The sequence below is a fragment of the Bacillus sp. B4EP4a genome (assembly GCF_006680105.1).
Lineage (GTDB): Bacteria > Bacillota > Bacilli > Bacillales > DSM-1321 > Peribacillus > Peribacillus simplex_E.
Genome location: NZ_VHIK01000032.1, coordinates 22,427 through 41,192, shown reverse-complemented (window position 1 = coordinate 41,192; position 18,766 = coordinate 22,427). Strand labels below are relative to the sequence as shown.

20 protein-coding genes are annotated in these 18,766 nt (G+C 41.3%); all 20 read left to right on the top strand.

The window, feature by feature from the left end:
* The first annotated feature begins 174 nt into the window (after positions 1 to 174).
* Positions 175 to 3,744, top strand: coding sequence for a DNA-directed RNA polymerase subunit beta (gene rpoB / locus FNK51_RS16805; protein WP_048677874.1), 3,570 nt, complete (start codon positions 175 to 177; stop codon positions 3,742 to 3,744).
* Between the two features lie 184 nt (positions 3,745 to 3,928).
* Positions 3,929 to 7,528 (top strand): DNA-directed RNA polymerase subunit beta', encoded by a 3,600-nt coding sequence (gene rpoC, locus FNK51_RS16800; protein WP_098373566.1) that lies wholly within the window; start codon positions 3,929 to 3,931, stop codon positions 7,526 to 7,528.
* Positions 7,529 to 7,821: 293 nt separating this feature from the next.
* Entirely contained in the window at positions 7,822 to 8,070 is a 249-nt protein-coding gene (locus FNK51_RS16795; RefSeq protein ID WP_034305040.1) for a 50S ribosomal protein L7ae-like protein, read from the top strand.
* A gap of 104 nt (positions 8,071 to 8,174) precedes the next feature.
* Complete coding sequence (gene rpsL / locus FNK51_RS16790; RefSeq protein ID WP_034305038.1) at positions 8,175 to 8,597, top strand: 30S ribosomal protein S12; 423 nt, start codon at positions 8,175 to 8,177, stop codon at positions 8,595 to 8,597.
* Positions 8,598 to 8,638: 41 nt separating this feature from the next.
* Entirely contained in the window at positions 8,639 to 9,109 is a 471-nt protein-coding gene (rpsG, locus tag FNK51_RS16785) for a 30S ribosomal protein S7 (protein WP_034305035.1), read from the top strand.
* A 44-nt stretch (positions 9,110 to 9,153) separates the two neighbouring features.
* A complete protein-coding gene (gene fusA, locus FNK51_RS16780; protein WP_061440380.1) occupies positions 9,154 to 11,232 on the top strand; it encodes an elongation factor G in 2,079 nt (692 codons plus the stop codon).
* A gap of 120 nt (positions 11,233 to 11,352) precedes the next feature.
* Positions 11,353 to 12,540 carry an elongation factor Tu gene (gene tuf, locus FNK51_RS16775; RefSeq protein WP_034305030.1) on the top strand — a complete coding sequence of 396 codons (1,188 nt, stop codon included), beginning with the start codon at positions 11,353 to 11,355 and terminating at the stop codon, positions 12,538 to 12,540.
* A gap of 422 nt (positions 12,541 to 12,962) precedes the next feature.
* Positions 12,963 to 13,271 (top strand): 30S ribosomal protein S10, encoded by a 309-nt coding sequence (rpsJ, locus tag FNK51_RS16770; protein ID WP_019244375.1) that lies wholly within the window; start codon positions 12,963 to 12,965, stop codon positions 13,269 to 13,271.
* Positions 13,272 to 13,311: 40 nt separating this feature from the next.
* Entirely contained in the window at positions 13,312 to 13,941 is a 630-nt protein-coding gene (gene rplC, locus FNK51_RS16765; protein WP_034305028.1) for a 50S ribosomal protein L3, read from the top strand.
* Positions 13,942 to 13,966: 25 nt separating this feature from the next.
* Positions 13,967 to 14,590 (top strand): 50S ribosomal protein L4, encoded by a 624-nt coding sequence (gene rplD, locus FNK51_RS16760; protein ID WP_053349064.1) that lies wholly within the window; start codon positions 13,967 to 13,969, stop codon positions 14,588 to 14,590.
* Entirely contained in the window at positions 14,587 to 14,874 is a 288-nt protein-coding gene (rplW, locus tag FNK51_RS16755) for a 50S ribosomal protein L23 (protein ID WP_179891199.1), read from the top strand. Before rplD ends, rplW begins: the two co-directional genes overlap by 4 nt.
* A gap of 26 nt (positions 14,875 to 14,900) precedes the next feature.
* A complete protein-coding gene (gene rplB / locus FNK51_RS16750; RefSeq protein WP_063595511.1) occupies positions 14,901 to 15,731 on the top strand; it encodes a 50S ribosomal protein L2 in 831 nt (276 codons plus the stop codon).
* 60 nt (positions 15,732 to 15,791) lie between these two features.
* Positions 15,792 to 16,070: a 30S ribosomal protein S19 gene (gene rpsS, locus FNK51_RS16745; RefSeq protein WP_034305018.1), complete on the top strand. Its 279-nt coding sequence runs from the start codon at positions 15,792 to 15,794 to the stop codon at positions 16,068 to 16,070.
* A gap of 17 nt (positions 16,071 to 16,087) precedes the next feature.
* A complete protein-coding gene (gene rplV, locus FNK51_RS16740) occupies positions 16,088 to 16,429 on the top strand; it encodes a 50S ribosomal protein L22 (RefSeq protein WP_034305017.1) in 342 nt (113 codons plus the stop codon).
* Between the two features lie 3 nt (positions 16,430 to 16,432).
* Positions 16,433 to 17,089, top strand: coding sequence for a 30S ribosomal protein S3 (rpsC, locus tag FNK51_RS16735; RefSeq protein WP_034305014.1), 657 nt, complete (start codon positions 16,433 to 16,435; stop codon positions 17,087 to 17,089).
* Position 17,090: 1 nt separating this feature from the next.
* The gene (gene rplP, locus FNK51_RS16730) at positions 17,091 to 17,525 is read left to right on the top strand and encodes a 50S ribosomal protein L16 (RefSeq protein WP_034305012.1); all 435 of its coding nucleotides are present in this window, start codon (positions 17,091 to 17,093) and stop codon (positions 17,523 to 17,525) included.
* On the top strand, positions 17,515 to 17,718 hold the full coding sequence (gene rpmC / locus FNK51_RS16725; protein WP_034305010.1) for a 50S ribosomal protein L29: 204 nt from the start codon (positions 17,515 to 17,517) through the stop codon (positions 17,716 to 17,718). The genes rplP and rpmC overlap by 11 nt, the downstream gene beginning before the upstream one ends.
* An 18-nt stretch (positions 17,719 to 17,736) precedes the next feature.
* Positions 17,737 to 18,000 carry a 30S ribosomal protein S17 gene (gene rpsQ / locus FNK51_RS16720; protein ID WP_034305007.1) on the top strand — a complete coding sequence of 88 codons (264 nt, stop codon included), beginning with the start codon at positions 17,737 to 17,739 and terminating at the stop codon, positions 17,998 to 18,000.
* Positions 18,001 to 18,041: 41 nt separating this feature from the next.
* Positions 18,042 to 18,410 (top strand): 50S ribosomal protein L14, encoded by a 369-nt coding sequence (rplN, locus tag FNK51_RS16715; protein ID WP_034305005.1) that lies wholly within the window; start codon positions 18,042 to 18,044, stop codon positions 18,408 to 18,410.
* Between the two features lie 43 nt (positions 18,411 to 18,453).
* Positions 18,454 to 18,765, top strand: coding sequence for a 50S ribosomal protein L24 (rplX, locus tag FNK51_RS16710; protein WP_063235796.1), 312 nt, complete (start codon positions 18,454 to 18,456; stop codon positions 18,763 to 18,765).
* Position 18,766 lies beyond the last annotated feature (1 nt).

Genomic DNA, 18,766 nt, shown 5'->3' with positions numbered 1-18,766 from the left:
TTATACCATTGGTGTATAACCAATGGATAATATGGGAAAAATATATAAATAATAGTTCGTTTTATGAGAAATAGTGGTTTTTAAAATAAAAACCATTTTCTTTTTGTCTATGGAAATGATTCCTTTTCCGAGGCAAATGGATCCTTATAACGCTTGATTTAAGGGGTGAATCAGTTGACAGGTCAACTTGTTCAGTATGGACGACACCGCCAACGTAGAAGTTATGCAAGAATCAGTGAGGTTTTGGATCTTCCGAATCTGATTGAAATTCAAACAGCTTCTTATCAATGGTTTCTAGATGTAGGTTTAAAGGAAATGTTCCAGGATATTTCTCCTATTGAGGATTTTACAGGTAATTTATCGTTAGAATTCATCGATTACAGCTTAGCTGAGCCGAAGTATTCTGTGGAAGAAACAAAAGAACGCGATGTTACGTATTCTGCACCACTTCGTGTGAAAGTGCGCCTTGTTAACAAAGAAACAGGGGAAGTGAAAGACCAGGATGTATTTATGGGCGACTTCCCGCTGATGACTGAAACAGGTACATTTGTCATCAATGGTGCTGAACGGGTAATTGTATCCCAATTAGTGCGCTCACCGAGTGTTTACTACAACGGGAAAATGGATAAAAACGGTAAGCTTGGATTCTCTGCGACCGTTATTCCTAACCGTGGCGCATGGCTCGAATATGAAACAGACGCCAAGGATGTTGTGTATGTTAGGATCGACCGCACCAGGAAATTACCGATTACGGTATTGATGCGTGCCCTTGGATTCGGAACAGATCAAGAAATCATCGATTTAATCGGAGACAACGAATACCTTCGCAACACTCTTGAAAAGGATAACACCGAGAGTGTAGAAAAAGCATTACTAGAAATCTATGAGCGTCTACGCCCAGGTGAACCGCCTACTGTCGAAAACGCGAAAAGTCTTTTAGTATCCCGCTTTTTTGATCCGAAACGTTATGATTTAGCTAATGTAGGCCGTTATAAAATTAATAAAAAACTGCATATCAAGAACCGTTTATTCGGACAACGTATTGCAGAGACTTTGATTGATCCTGAAACAGGTGAAATCATCGTTGAAAAAGGGACAATGCTTGATCGTCGGACTCTTGATAGGATCCTGCCTCATATCGAAGGTGGAATCGGATTCAAAACATTCCATCCATCAGGCGGTGTAGTAGAGGAAGAAACTCTTCTTCAACCTATTAAAGTGTTTGCGCCAAACGATGCTGAAGGCGAAAAAGTGATCAATATCATCGGTAATGCCTATGTGACCGACCAGGTCAAAAACATTACACCGGCTGATATCATTTCTTCAATCAGTTATTTCTTTAATTTATTGCATGGTGTGGGAATCACGGATGACATTGACCATTTAGGTAACCGTCGTCTGCGTTCCGTTGGTGAATTGCTGCAAAACCAATTCAGAATTGGTTTATCCCGTATGGAGCGTGTTGTCCGTGAAAGAATGTCCATTCAGGATACGAATACAATTACTCCACAGCAACTAATCAACATTCGCCCGGTCATTGCATCCATTAAAGAGTTCTTTGGAAGCTCACAGCTTTCCCAATTCATGGATCAAACGAATCCGTTGGCTGAATTGACGCATAAACGTCGTCTATCTGCATTGGGACCTGGTGGTCTGACACGTGAGCGTGCTGGCTTTGAAGTACGTGACGTTCATTATTCCCACTATGGCCGCATGTGTCCGATCGAAACGCCTGAGGGACCGAATATTGGTTTGATTAACTCATTATCCAGTTTCGCAAAGGTTAACCCATATGGCTTCATTGAAACACCATACCGCCGTGTGGACCCTGAAACAGGTAAAATCACAAGCCAAATTGACTACTTAACAGCTGATGAGGAAGATAATTATGTAGTTGCCCAAGCGAATGTACGACTGTCAGATGACGGCTCATTCCTTGATAATGATGTTGTTGCACGTTTCCGCGGTGAAAATACCGTTGTTCCGCGTGACCGCGTAGATTACATGGATGTATCTCCTAAACAGGTTGTATCTGCTGCGACAGCATGTATTCCTTTCTTGGAAAATGATGACTCCAACCGTGCCCTTATGGGAGCGAACATGCAACGTCAAGCAGTTCCTTTGCTGCAACCGGAAGCCCCTCGAGTAGGAACGGGTATGGAGTATGTTTCAGCGAAAGACTCCGGTGCTGCTGTAATCTGTAAACACCCTGGTATCGTAGAGCACGTTGAATCACGTGAAGTATGGGTACGTAGGGTAAGTGAGGTTGACGGACAGCAAGTAAAAGGAAACCTTGATAAATACCGTCTATTAAAATTCATTCGTTCCAACCAAGGAACGTGCTATAATCAACGCCCTATCGTAAGTGTTGGCGACAACGTTGTAAAAGGTGAAATTCTTGCTGATGGTCCTTCAATGGAAAAAGGTGAGTTGGCACTTGGACGTAACGTATTGGTTGCCTTCATGACATGGGATGGATATAACTATGAAGATGCCATCATCATGAGTGAACGATTGGTTAAAGATGATGTGTACACTTCCATTCATATTGAAGAATATGAATCTGAATCACGCGATACAAAATTAGGACCTGAAGAAATCACACGTGATATCCCTAACGTAGGGGAAGATGCGCTTCGTAATCTTGATGAGCGCGGAATAATCCGTGTGGGTGCTGAAGTGAAAGACGGAGACCTTCTCGTTGGTAAAGTCACGCCTAAAGGTGTAACGGAACTGACTGCTGAGGAACGTCTATTACATGCAATCTTCGGTGAAAAAGCACGTGAAGTAAGGGATACATCACTTCGTGTACCTCACGGCGGCGGCGGAATCGTTCTTGATGTTAAAGTATTTAACAGAGAAGACGGCGATGAACTGCCTCCTGGTGTAAACCAACTCGCACGTGTATATATCGTTCAAAAACGTAAAATCCATGAAGGCGATAAAATGGCTGGACGACATGGTAACAAAGGGGTAATCTCCAGGATTCTTCCTGAAGAAGATATGCCTTATTTACCAGACGGCACTCCAGTCGACATCATGTTAAACCCATTGGGTGTACCTTCACGTATGAATATCGGTCAGGTGTTGGAGCTTCACTTAGGTATGGCTGCACGCGCACTTGGCATTCATGTAGCATCTCCTGTATTCGATGGTGCTACTGAGGAAGATGTTTGGGGTACGATTGAAGAAGCCGGGATGTCCCGTGATGCAAAAACTGTCCTTTATGACGGCCGTTCAGGTGAAGCATTCGATAACCGTGTATCAGTCGGTGTCATGTATATGATCAAACTGGCACATATGGTCGATGATAAACTTCATGCACGTTCAACTGGACCTTACTCCCTTGTTACGCAGCAACCACTTGGTGGTAAAGCGCAATTTGGTGGACAGCGTTTCGGTGAGATGGAAGTATGGGCACTTGAAGCTTATGGTGCTGCTTATACATTACAAGAAATCCTAACCGTTAAATCAGATGATGTCGTAGGTCGTGTTAAAACGTACGAAGCGATCGTCAAAGGTGAAAATGTCCCTGAACCAGGCGTTCCTGAGTCCTTCAAAGTATTGATTAAGGAGCTTCAAAGTTTAGGATTGGATGTTAAAATTCTCAATGCCGAAGATCGTGAAATCGAAATGCGTGACTTGGAAGATGAAGATGAAGCCAACCAAGCAGACAAATTAAGCCTTGATTCAGAAACTAAAGATATGGTTGCTTCCGAAGTAGGGGCACCTGTCAAAGAATAAAATTAAATATAAACATATCTAGTTATATATTACCTGCTCTGACTGGCAGCGAGATGTTCGTTTGAAGATCATGCTGCCTTGTTAGAGCCTTATTGATTCAATCAACCATCATCCGGTGTAAGATTGCCTGATATTTGACGGCAATCAAGGGTTAAACCTGGAGATTAAAAGGGAGGTAGGCCCCTTGTTAGACGTTAATAATTTTGAGTATATGAAAATTGGTCTTGCTTCACCAGACAAGATTCGTTCTTGGTCCCATGGAGAAGTTAAAAAACCAGAAACAATCAACTATCGTACGTTAAAGCCAGAAAAAGACGGTTTATTCTGTGAGAGAATTTTTGGACCTCAAAAGGACTGGGAATGTCATTGCGGAAAATATAAACGTGTTCGTTATAAAGGCGTAGTCTGTGACCGTTGTGGCGTTGAAGTCACTCGTGCTAAGGTACGTCGTGAGCGTATGGGTCATATTGAGCTGGCAGCTCCAGTTTCACACATATGGTATTTTAAAGGAATTCCTAGCCGTATGGGACTTGTGCTTGACATGTCTCCACGGGCTTTGGAAGAAGTTATTTACTTTGCATCTTACGTCGTAACTGAAACGGGCGATACAACTTTAGAAAAGAAACAGCTTCTTTCTGAAAAGGAATATCGTACATACCGTGAAAAATACGGTAAGAAATTCCAAGCTGCCATGGGTGCGGAAGCTATTAAAAAACTTTTACAAGATATTGATACGGAAAAGGAAGTAGAGTCGTTGAAAGAGGAGCTTAAAACAGCTCAAGGACAACGCAGAACCCGTGCAATCAAACGCTTGGAAGTGCTTGAAGCATTCCGTAACTCCGGAAATGAGCCTTCATGGATGATCCTTGACGTGCTTCCGGTCATTCCACCGGAACTTCGTCCTATGGTTCAACTTGATGGAGGACGTTTTGCCACATCTGATCTAAATGATTTATATCGCCGTGTTATCAACCGTAATAATCGATTGAAAAGATTACTGGATCTTGGAGCACCAAGCATTATCGTTCAAAATGAGAAGCGTATGCTGCAAGAAGCTGTCGATGCTCTTATCGATAATGGCCGTCGGGGCCGTCCGGTAACTGGACCTGGTAACCGTCCGTTAAAATCTTTATCTCACATGTTAAAAGGTAAACAAGGCCGTTTCCGTCAAAACCTTCTTGGTAAACGTGTTGATTATTCTGGCCGTTCCGTTATCGTAGTCGGACCAAACTTAAAGATGTACCAATGTGGTCTTCCGAAAGAAATGGCGATTGAATTATTCAAACCATTCGTTATGAAGGAGCTTGTTCAAAGAGGTTTAGCGCATAACATCAAATCCGCTAAGCGTAAAATTGAACGTTTATCTCCTGAAATATGGGATGTACTAGAAGAAGTTATTAGAGAACACCCAGTACTATTGAACCGTGCACCGACACTTCATAGACTTGGTATCCAAGCATTTGAACCAACGTTGGTTGAAGGTCGCGCAATTCGGTTGCATCCGCTCGTATGTACAGCTTACAACGCTGACTTTGACGGTGACCAAATGGCGGTCCACGTTCCTCTATCTTCTGAAGCCCAAGCCGAAGCACGCATGCTTATGCTTGCAGCACAGAACATTTTGAACCCTAAAGATGGTAAACCTGTCGTTACACCTTCTCAAGATATGGTATTAGGTAACTATTACTTAACATTGGAAAGAGAAGGCGCTATCGGTGAAGGTATGATCTTTAAAGATACAAGTGAAGCATTACTTGCATACCAAAACGGATATGTACACTTGCATTCCCGTTGTGCTGTACATGCATCGTCACTAAATAATGAAACATTCACTGAAGAACAAAACGGCCAACTTCTAATTACCACTGTCGGTAAATTGATCTTCAATGAAATTTTACCAAAATCATTCCCGTATATTAACGAACCAACACGATATAATTTGGAAACGAAAACTCCGGAGAAATATTTTGTGGAAAAAGGCGCTAATATCCCTGAATTGATTGAGGCTCAACCTGCTATTGATCCTTTCAAGAAAAAAATTCTTGGAAATATCATTGCGGAAGTCTTTAAACGCTTTAAAATTACCGAAACATCCAAAATGCTTGACCGGATGAAAGATCTTGGATTCAAATATTCGACAAAAGCTGGTATTACCGTTGGTGTGGCTGATATTGTCGTTTTAAAAGAAAAACAAGGAATCATTACTGAGGCTCAAACCAAAGTGGATAATGTCTTGAAACAATTCAGACGCGGTCTTATTACTGAGGATGAGCGTTATGATCGCGTCATTTCAATTTGGAGTGCTGCCAAGGATACCATTCAGTCCAAACTTATGGACTCACTGGACCGACGCAACCCAATCTTCATGATGAGTGACTCCGGTGCCCGTGGTAATGCTTCCAACTTTACGCAGCTTGCGGGTATGCGTGGTTTGATGGCCAACCCGGCTGGACGTATCATTGAATTACCGATCAAATCAAGTTTCCGTGAAGGTTTAACAGTGTTGGAGTACTTCATCTCTACACATGGTGCGCGTAAAGGTCTTGCCGATACAGCACTTAAAACAGCCGATTCCGGTTACCTTACTCGTCGACTTGTTGACGTTGCCCAAGATGTTATCATCCGTGATGACGATTGTGGAACCGACCGCGGCTTGAAAATTTCAGCCTTGAGAGAGGGCACTGAAATAATTGAGCATCTTGAAGAGCGCCTAATTGGCCGTTATGCAAGAAAAGCGATCAAACATCCAGAAACAAATGATGTAATCGTGGCTGAAAATGATCTTATTACTGAAGATCTTGCTAATTATATTGAATCACTTGGAATTGAAACAGCATGGATCCGTTCTGCCTTTACATGTAACACCAGCCATGGTGTATGTAAAAAATGTTATGGACGCAACTTGGCTACAGGTCAAGAAGTTGAAGTGGGCGAAGCAGTCGGTATTATTGCCGCTCAATCAATCGGAGAACCTGGTACACAGTTAACGATGCGTACATTCCATACAGGTGGGGTTGCTGGGGATGATATCACTCAAGGTCTTCCTCGTATCCAAGAAATATTTGAAGCGAGAAATCCTAAAGGTCAAGCTGTCATTTCCGAAATCGAAGGAACGATTGTTTCGATTAATGAAATTCGGGATAAACAACAGGAAATCGTTGTTCAAGGTGCAGTTGAATCACGCACATATACTGCGCCATACACTGCCCGTTTAAGAGTAACTGTTGATACTCCTGTCCGTCGTGGTGAAGAGTTAACAGAGGGTTCCATCGATCCGAAAGAATTGCTTAAGGTTACAGACGTGCTTACTGTTCAGGAATACCTGCTTCATGAAGTTCAAAAAGTATACCGGATGCAAGGTGTTGAGATCGGTGATAAACATATCGAGGTAATGGTTAGACAAATGATGCGTAAAGTCCGTGTGCTTGATGCAGGCGAAACTGAAGTGCTTCCAGGAACATTATTGGATGTTAACCAGTTCACTACTGCAAACACAGATGCATTGCTGACTAACAAGTTACCAGCTACAGGTCGTCCAGTATTGCTAGGTATCACAAAAGCATCTCTAGAAACGGATTCCTTCTTGTCCGCCGCGTCATTCCAAGAAACAACCAGAGTCTTGACTGATGCAGCAATAAAAGGAAAACGTGATGAATTGCTTGGACTTAAAGAAAATGTCATCATCGGTAAACTTGTCCCTGCAGGAACGGGAATGCTTAGATACAGAAAAGCAAACCCTGTCGTTGTTGGTGATGAAAGTGCCGATACAGTAACAGTGGATTAAAGGAAAAAGGACCAGCTCAATAATTTAAACTGAAAACCGCACTCCTGTTTCCTATTGGAGCTGAAGGATCAGAATTTATTGAGCTGGTCTCTCTTATTACTCATGGCTGACTGAACAGCCTTACGAGGATCAGAAATATTTCCTTTAGGCAAATTGATTATCTTAATAGAATTATGTAAGGAAAACCTTTTGCTGAAATTATTTTCTTGAAAGAAGTTGACAGTATCCGACTAATAATGATACTATAGCAAAGGTGCTCCTATGTTACCCTGTAACTTTGGAGGATATGGACCATGTCTTATGAAAAAGTAATACAGGCAAAGTCAGTGATTATAGGGACGAAACAAGCAGTTAGAGCTCTTAAAAACAATTTAATTCAAGAAGTTATCATCGCTGATGATGCAGATATATACTTGACTGGGCGTGTCGTTGAGACCGCCAAAGAATTGGATGTTCCTATCACATATGTTGATTCGATGAGAATGCTTGGCAAAGCATGTGGTATTGATGTCGGAGCAGCAACTGTTGCCATTAAAAAGTAAAAATGTTTTTGCAATTATATTTGCAAAGACTTTGTTTTTACCCATTTATGAACCACCTGGATGTGTGGTACTAGAAATGAAAACGTGAAGGGAGGAAAAATGTAATGCCTACTATTAATCAATTAGTGCGTAAAGGACGCGAGTCTAAAGAGGTTAATTCAAAATCTCCAGCACTTAACAAAGGCTACAACAGCTTTAAAAAAGCACAAACTAACGTATCATCTCCGCAAAAACGTGGTGTTTGCACTCGTGTGGGTACTATGACACCGAAAAAACCAAACTCCGCGTTACGTAAATATGCGCGTGTACGTTTAACAAACGGTATCGAGGTAACAGCTTATATCCCAGGTATCGGTCACAACCTACAAGAACACAGCGTGGTTCTTATCCGTGGCGGTCGTGTAAAAGATTTACCAGGGGTACGTTACCATATCGTACGTGGTGCTCTTGATACAGCTGGAGTTAACAATCGTATGCAAGGCCGTTCTAAATACGGTACTAAGCGTCCGAAAGCAGCAAAAAAATAATCTCAAACAAAAATTAAACTTTCTTGAAAGGAGGAAATATAATGCCTCGTAAAGGACCTGTAACGAAAAGAGACGTATTACCAGATCCGATTTATAATTCTAAACTTGTGACTCGCTTAATCAACAAATTAATGGTTGATGGACAAAGAGGTAAATCACAAAAAATTCTTTACTCTGCATTTGATTTAATCAAAGAACGTACTGGCAATGAATCAATCGAAGTTTTTGATCAAGCACTTAAAAACATCATGCCTGTATTAGAAGTAAAAGCACGCCGTGTAGGTGGAGCTAACTACCAAGTACCAGTTGAGGTGCGTCCAGACCGCAAATCAACTCTAGGACTTCGTTGGTTAGTGAAATACTCTCGTCTTCGTGGAGAAAAAACGATGGAAGAGCGTTTAGCTTATGAAATCATGGATGCTGCTAACAATACTGGAGCAGCTGTTAAGAAACGTGAAGATACACACAAAATGGCTGAAGCTAATAAAGCATTCGCTCATTATCGCTGGTAAGATATATCACTATAAAATCCTTATAAAAGGAAGGAGAAAGACAAATGGCAAGAGAGTTCTCCTTAGCAAATACTCGTAATATCGGTATCATGGCTCACATCGATGCTGGTAAAACGACAACAACAGAACGCGTTCTATACTATACTGGTAAAATTCATAAAATTGGTGAAACACACGAAGGTGCTTCACAAATGGACTGGATGGAACAGGAACAAGAACGTGGAATCACGATCACATCCGCTGCAACAACTGCACAGTGGAAAGGTCACCGTGTAAACATCATCGATACGCCAGGACACGTAGACTTCACAGTTGAAGTTGAACGTTCATTGCGTGTACTTGATGGAGCTGTAGCTGTACTTGATGCCCAATCAGGTGTTGAGCCTCAAACTGAAACAGTTTGGCGCCAAGCTACAACTTACGGTGTACCACGTGTCGTATTCGTAAATAAAATGGACAAAATCGGTGCGGATTTCCTATATTCAGTTGGAACAATCCACGATCGTCTACAAGCTAATGCCCACCCGGTTCAGTTACCAATCGGTGCTGAAGATCAATTCTCTGCAATCATTGACCTTATTGAAATGAAAGCTCATTTCTATGCCAATGATCTAGGAACTGATATCACTGTTGGTGAAATTCCTGAAGAACATAGGGAATTAGCTGAAGAATACCGTGAAAAGTTAATTGAAGCAGTAGCAGAAGTTAATGAAGACTTAATGGAAAAATACCTTGGCGGCGAAGAAATCAGCATTGCTGAATTAAAAGCAGCTATTCGTACAGCAACTGTTAACGTTGAATTCTTCCCAGTTATCTGTGGATCAGCTTTCAAAAACAAAGGTGTTCAATTAATGCTTGATAACGTTATCGACTTCCTTCCATCTCCATTAGACGTGCCGGCTATTAAAGGTACTCTACCGGATACAGAAGATGAAGTAGAACGCCATTCAGATGATTCTGAACCGTTCTCCGCTTTAGCGTTTAAAGTTATGACTGACCCTTACGTTGGTAAACTTACATTCTTCCGCGTGTACTCAGGTACATTAGAATCAGGATCTTATGTAATCAACTCAACAAAAGGTAAGCGTGAACGTATTGGACGTATCCTTCAAATGCATGCAAACAGCCGTGAAGAAATCTCAACTGTATATGCAGGGGATATCGCTGCTGCTGTTGGTTTGAAAGATACTACAACTGGTGATACTCTATGTGACGACAAGAACCAAGTAATTCTTGAATCCATGGTATTCCCAGAACCAGTTATCTCACTGTCAGTTGAACCGAAATCCAAAGCAGACCAAGACAAAATGGGTCAAGCTTTACAAAAGCTACAAGATGAAGATCCAACATTCCGTGCGCATACTGACCAAGAAACTGGTCAAACGATTATCGCTGGTATGGGTGAACTTCACTTGGACATCCTTGTTGACCGTATGCGTCGCGAATTTAAAGTGGAAGCTAACGTTGGTGCTCCTCAAGTAGCATACCGTGAAACTTTCCGTGGTTCAGCTAAAGTTGAAGGTAAATTCGTTCGCCAATCAGGTGGTCGTGGACAATTCGGACACGTATGGATCGAATTTGGTCCAAACGAAGAAGGTAAAGGATTCGAATTTGAAAATGCTATCGTCGGTGGTGTAGTACCACGTGAATATATCCCTGCTGTACAAGCTGGATTAGTTGATTCACTTGACCGTGGTGTACTTGCTGGTTACCCGCTAGTCGACATCAAAGCAAAATTATTTGACGGTTCTTACCATGACGTTGACTCCAACGAAATGGCATTTAAAATTGCTGCATCAATGGCACTTAAAAATGCAGCATCTAAATGTAAGCCTGTCATCCTTGAACCAATCATGAAAGTGGAAGTAGTAATTCCAGAAGATTACCTAGGCGACATCATGGGAGATATCACATCTCGTCGTGGTCGCGTAGAAGGTATGGAAGCTCGCGGTAACACGCAAATGGTTAAAGCGATGGTTCCACTATCTGAAATGTTCGGATATGCTACATCTTTACGCTCTAACACTCAAGGACGCGGAACATTCTCAATGCACTTCGATCATTATGAAGAAGTACCTAAGAGCATTTCTGAAGAAATCATCAAAAAAAATAAAGGTGAATAATTGATTTTCATCTCTTATTAAAGTATAACTATCTTATGTAAGCTGTGATGGAAGAATTAGTCTTCTTTCACAGCCCTATATACTTAATCTTTTATTTATAATTTTAAGGAGGAATTCCTAATGGGAAAAGCTAAATTTGATCGTTCAAAACCGCACGTTAACGTTGGAACAATTGGTCACGTTGACCATGGTAAAACTACTCTAACTGCTGCAATCACAACTGTACTTGCTAAATCTGGTGGCGCAGAAGCTCGCGCTTATGACCAAATCGATGGTGCTCCAGAAGAAAGAGAACGTGGTATCACAATCTCTACTGCACACGTTGAGTATGAAACAGCTACTCGTCACTATGCACACGTTGACTGCCCAGGACATGCTGACTATGTTAAAAACATGATCACAGGTGCTGCACAAATGGACGGCGGTATCCTAGTAGTATCTGCTGCTGATGGCCCAATGCCACAAACTCGTGAGCACATCCTTCTTTCTCGTCAAGTAGGTGTACCATTCCTTGTAGTATTCATGAACAAATGCGATATGGTTGATGACGAAGAACTTCTTGAATTAGTAGAAATGGAAATCCGTGATCTTCTATCTGAATACGAATTCCCTGGCGATGACATTCCAGTTATCAAAGGATCTGCACTAAAAGCTCTTCAAGGAGACGAAGCTTGGGAAGAAAAAATTCATGAATTAATGGCAGCTGTTGACGAGTATATCCCAGAACCAACTCGTGACACTGAAAAACCATTCATGATGCCAGTTGAGGATGTATTCTCAATCACTGGTCGTGGAACAGTTGCAACTGGCCGTGTTGAGCGTGGACAAGTTAAAGTCGGTGACGTTGTTGACATCATCGGTTTCAACGAAGAGTCTAAACCAACAACAGTAACTGGTGTTGAAATGTTCCGTAAGCTTCTTGACTATGCTGAAGCTGGTGACAACATCGGTGCACTACTTCGTGGTGTATCCCGTGAAGATATCCAACGTGGACAAGTACTTGCTAAACCAGGTACAATCACTCCACACACAAAGTTCAAAGCTGAAGTTTATGTTCTTTCTAAAGAAGAAGGTGGACGTCACACTCCATTCTTTACAAACTACCGTCCTCAGTTCTACTTCCGTACAACTGACGTAACTGGTATTTGTAACCTTCCAGAAGGCGTAGAAATGGTTATGCCTGGAGACAACATCGAAATGACTGTAGAACTTATCGCTCCAATCGCTATCGAAGAAGGTACTAAATTCTCTATCCGTGAGGGTGGACGTACTGTAGGCGCTGGCGTAGTTGCTACAATCACAGAGTAATTGATTCATAAAACAATATTGGAAGGGACGCCTTCCGGGAGAAGCAGATGGGACGCCATCTGCTTCTTTTCTATTTTCTAAAGGTTTTTCATTTTTTTCTTCTATAATATCGGTAAAAAAATTAGTGGATTTATTAAGTTTCATGAGGATTTTCGAATTGAAGAAAATGGATATGAAAGACCATGTAGAATCTACTTGTAAATACTTGTGATAGTATGTATAATAATAAAAGTGTGTTGCACAAGAAAAGTTTAAGTTTAACTTGCATTTTACTTGTGCATTATGTATAATAGACAATGTTGGTCTTTGACTGCGATGATATGGAAGGTTGCTGACACACCCGGCCGCTTTGCCATGGCGAGTGTGTGGGAAATTTCCATTGAGAAGGTCTATTTTAAAATAGGCGAAAAGGAGGGAAAATTATGGCAAAACAAAAAATTCGTATCCGTTTAAAAGCATATGATCACAGAATTCTTGATCAATCTGCTGAGAAAATTGTTGAAACTGCAAAACGTTCTGGTGCGGCTGTATCTGGTCCAATTCCATTACCTACTGAAAGATCGGTATATACGATCCTACGTGCGGTTCATAAATACAAAGATTCTCGTGAACAATTCGAAATGCGTACGCATAAACGTCTAATCGACATCGTTAATCCAACTCCACAAACAGTTGATTCATTGATGCGTTTAGATTTACCATCAGGCGTTGACATTGAAATCAAATTATAATTCATATAAATATGAACAATTACTCTAGGAGGTGTGACTTATGACCAAAGGAATCTTAGGAAGAAAAATCGGTATGACTCAAGTTTTTGCTGAAAACGGTGAACTTATTCCGGTAACAGTTATCGAAGCTGCTAATAACGTGGTTCTTCAAAAGAAAACTGTTGAAACTGATGGCTATGAAGCAGTTCAAGTTGGTTTTGAAAACAAACGCGAAAAGCTTTCTAACAAACCTGAAAAGGGCCATGTTGAAAAAGCAAATACTACTCCTAAGCGCTTCATTCGCGAATTCCGCGGAACGGATCTTACTGAATATGAGATCGGTCAAGAAGTCAATGTTAGTATTTTCGCTGAAGGCGATTTAGTAGATGTATCAGGAATTTCAAAAGGTAAAGGTTTCCAAGGCTCTATCAAGCGTCATGGACAATCTCGCGGACCTATGTCTCATGGTTCTCGTTACCACCGTCGCCCAGGTTCAATGGGTCCTGTAGCTCCAAACCGCGTATTCAAAGGTAAACTATTACCAGGACGTATGGGTGGAGAACAAATTACTGTTCAAAACTTAGCTATCGTTAAAGTTGATGTTGAACGCAACCTACTATTGATCAAAGGTAATGTACCTGGTGCTAGAAAAGCATTGATCAAAGTTAAAACTGCTGTTAAAGCAAAGTAATTTCTGAGAAAGGAGGAGCAATAGAATGCCAAAAGTTACATTGTTCAACCAAACAGGTTCACAAGTTGGCGACATCGAACTAAATGAATCCATCTTTGGTATCGAACCTAATAATCATGTATTATTTGAAGCAATCATCATGCAACGAGCTTCCTTACGTCAAGGAACTCATAAAGTTAAAAACCGTTCTGAAGTTGCAGGCGGTGGACGTAAACCTTGGAAACAAAAAGGAACTGGACGTGCGCGTCAAGGTTCTATCCGTTCTCCACAATGGCGTGGCGGTGGCGTTGTTTTTGGACCTACTCCAAGATCTTACGCTTACAAGCTACCTAAAAAGGTACGTCGTTTAGCTATTAAATCTGCATTGTCTGCAAAGGCATTGGAAGAGAACATTTTGGTACTTGAAAGCTTGTCTTTCGAAGCTCCAAAAACAAAAGAATTTGTAGCAGTACTTAAAAATCTTTCTGTTGATACTAAAACGTTAGTCGTTACTGACGGTTTAGATGAGAAAGTTGCTCTTTCTGCACGTAACATCCCTGGTGTTACTGTAGTTGAAGCTGTTGGTCTTAACGTTCTTGATGTTGTTTCACACAACAAATTGATCTTGACTAAATCAGCTGTCGAAAAAGTAGAGGAGGTGCTTGCATAATGGATGCACGCGATATCATTAAGCGCCCCGTAATCACTGAACGCTCTTCAGACGTAATGGCTGAAAAGAAATATACTTTTGAAGTTGATGTTAAAGCTAATAAAACTCAAGTTAAAGATGCTGTTCAAGAAATTTTCGGCGTTAAAGTTGAGAAAGTAAACATCATGAACTACAAAGGTAAATTCAAACGCATGGGCAAACATGCAGGCTATACTAACAAGCGCCGTAAAGCTATTGTTAAATTAACTGCTGACAGCAAAGAAATCGAGCTATTCGAAGCTTAATTCATTAGAGAAGGAGGGAAATACAAATGGCGATTAAGAAGTATAAACCTACCTCTAACGGTCGACGTAATATGACAACTTCGGATTTTGCTGAGATCACTACAGACAAACCGGAAAAATCATTACTTGCTCCTTTACACAGCAAAGGCGGCCGTAATAACCAAGGTAAGTTAACAGTTCGTCATCAAGGTGGCGGCCACAAGCGTCAATACCGTATCATCGATTTCAAACGGAATAAAGATGGTATACCTGGACGCGTTGCTACTATTGAGTACGATCCAAATCGTTCTGCAAACATTGCATTAATTAATTACGTTGATGGAGAAAAACGTTATATCCTAGCTCCGAAAAACCTAGAAGTAGGTTTGGAAGTTATGTCAGGTCCAGAAGCTGACATTAAAGTGGGTAACGCTCTACCTCTTATTAACATCCCAGTTGGTACAGTAATTCATAACATCGAACTTAAACCAGGAAAAGGTGGACAATTAGTCCGTTCAGCAGGAACATCTGCTCAAGTACTTGGTAAAGAAGGTCGTTATGTACTTGTACGTTTAAACTCAGGTGAGGTTCGTATGATTCTTGCTACTTGCCGTGCTTCAATCGGTCAAGTTGGTAATGAACAACATGAACTTATCAACATTGGTAAAGCTGGCCGTAACCGTTGGTTAGGTAAACGCCCAACAGTTCGTGGATCTGTAATGAACCCGAATGATCACCCACACGGTGGTGGTGAAGGTAAATCTCCAATCGGACGTAAATCACCAATGTCTCCATGGGGTAAACCTACTCTTGGATTCAAAACTCGTAAGAAGAAAAATAAATCCGATAAATTTATCGTACGTCGTCGTAAAAAATAACGGGATTGAGCTACGGTTCATATATAGAACCGTAGAACAGTCACGAAGGGAGGTACTCGCATGGGTCGTAGCTTAAAAAAAGGGCCTTTTGTTGATGATCATTTATTGGTAAAAGTTGAAAAATTAAATGAAGCTGACAAGAAACAGGTAGTAAAAACTTGGTCTCGTCGCTCAACAATCTTCCCGCAATTCATCGGACACACAATCGCCGTTTATGACGGTCGTAAGCATGTGCCGGTTTATGTAACAGAAGATATGGTAGGTCACAAACTAGGCGAATTCGCGCCTACACGCACTTATAAAGGTCACGCAAGTGATGACAAGAAAACAAGACGTTAATGAGAGGAGGGCATCTCATGCAAGCTAAAGCTGTCGCTAAAACAGTTCGTATTGCTCCTCGTAAAGTGCGTTTAGTCGCAGATTTAATTCGAGGAAAACAAGTAGGTGAAGCAGTAGCGATTCTTCGCTTAACACCAAAATCTGCTTCTCCAGTCGTAGAAAAAATTCTGAAATCTGCTATCGCAAATGCAGAACACAACTACGAAATGGATATTAATAACCTAGTCGTTTCAGAGGCATACGTTAACGAAGGACCAACATTAAAACGTTTCCGTCCTCGCGCTCAAGGTCGTGCGAGTGCTATAAACAAACGTACTAGTCATATTACAATCGTTGTATCAGAAAAGAAGGAGGGGTAATCTGTGGGTCAAAAGGTAAATCCAATCGGTATGCGTATCGGGATAATCCGTGACTGGGAATCCAAATGGTACGCTGATAAAGACTACGCAGTTCTTTTGCATGAAGACATTAAAGTTCGTGAATATATCGCGAAACGTCTAAATGATGCTTCAGTTTCAAAGGTTGAAATCGAACGTGCAGCTAACCGTATCAATGTATCTGTCCACACTGCTAAACCAGGAATGGTTATCGGTAAAGGCGGTACTGAAGTCGAAGCACTTCGTAAAGCTTTGAACCAGCTGACTGGCAAAAGAGTTCATATCAATATCATCGAAATTAAAAGAGCAGATCTTGACGCAAAATTGGTTGCTGAAAACATCGCTCGTCAATTAGAAAACCGTGTTTCATTCCGTCGCGCTCAAAAGCAAGCTATCCAACGTACTATGCGTTCTGGAGCTAAAGGAATCAAAACTCAAGTTTCTGGTCGTCTTGGCGGTGCTGATATTGCTCGTGCTGAACATTACAGCGAAGGAACAGTTCCACTTCACACACTTCGTGCAGACATAGATTATGCTCATGCTGAAGCAGATACTACTTACGGTAAGCTAGGCGTGAAAGTTTGGATCTACCGTGGAGAAGTTCTTCCTACTAAGAAGAAATCTGAGGAAGGAGGAAAATAATATGTTATTGCCAAAACGCGTAAAATACCGTCGTGAACACCGCGGTAAGATGAGAGGGATGGCTAAAGGCGGCACTGAAGTTCATTTCGGAGAATTTGGACTTCAAGCTCAAGAAGCTTCCTGGATCACGAACCGTCAAATCGAAGCAGCCCGTATTGCGATGACTCGTTATATGAAACGTGGAGGGAAAGTTTGGATCAAAATCTTCCCAAGCAAACCTTACACAGCTAAGCCGCTTGAAGTACGGATGGGTTCCGGTAAAGGTGCTCCTGAAGGTTGGGTAGCAGTAGTTAAACCGGGCAAAGTTATGTTTGAAATCTCTGGTGTATCTGAAGAGGTGGCAAGAGAAGCATTGCGCCTTGCAGCACACAAACTTCCAATCAAATGCAAGTTTGTAAAAAGAGAGGAAATTGGTGGTGAAACAAATGAAAGCTAATGAAATCAAAGATCTAACCACTGCTGAAATTGAACAAAAACTAAAATCTCTTAAAGAAGAACTATTTAATCTTCGTTTCCAGTTAGCTACTGGACAACTTGAAAATACAGCTCGCATCCGTGAAGTTCGCAAATCGATTGCTCGTATGAAAACAGTTGTTCGTCAAAGAGAGATCGGTGTCACTAATCGATAATGAATGGAGGTTTGCAGAATGAGCGAACGCAACCAACGCAAAATCTACACTGGACGCGTAGTATCCGACAAAATGGATAAAACAGTTACAGTAGTTGTAGAAACCTATAAAAAGCATTCTTTATACGGTAAACGCGTGAAATACTCTAAAAAGTTAAAAGCTCATGACGAGCTAAACGAAGCTAAAGCAGGCGACGTAGTACGTATCATGGAAACTCGTCCACTTTCAGCTACAAAACGCTTCCGTCTTGTAGAAGTAGTAGAAAAAGCAGTAATCATTTAATATAGTTCGGATTAAGCTAATTCCGAAGGGAGGTACCGTACATGATTCAACAAGAATCTCGTTTAAAAGTCGCTGACAATTCAGGTGCTCGTGAAGTGCTAACAATTAAAGTCCTAGGTGGTTCTGGCCGTAAAACTGCAAACATCGGTGATATCATCGTTTGTACAGTTAAACAGGCAACACCAGGAGGCGTTGTTAAAAAAGGTGAAGTCGTTAAGGCTGTTGTTGTCCGTACAAAACGTGGTATGCGTCGTCCTGACGGTTCTTACATTCGTTTTGATGAAAACGCATGTGTAATTATCCGTGACGATAAGAGCCCACGTGGAACTCGTATTTTTGGACCTGTTGCTCGTGAATTACGTGACAATAGTTTCATGAAGATCGTTTCTCTAGCTCCAGAAGTTCTATAATATGTAAAATTTGTATAAAGCCTTTCAAGGAGGTGCCAAGCTAATGCATGTTAAAAAAGGTGACAAAGTCGTAGTCATCTCTGGTAAGGACAAAGGCAAACAAGGAACAATTCTTTCTGCATATCCGAAACAAAATCGTGTGCTTGTTGAAGGAATTAACATCGTGAAAAAGCATTCCAAGCCATCTCAACTTAATCCACAAGGTGGAATTATCAGCAGAGAAGCTGCTATTCACGTATCCAATGTAATGCCACTTGATCCTAAATCAGGTAAACCGACTCGTGTTGGATATAAGATTGAAAATGGTAAAAAAGTACGCGTAGCTAAAATATCAGGTGAAACTTTAGATAAATAAG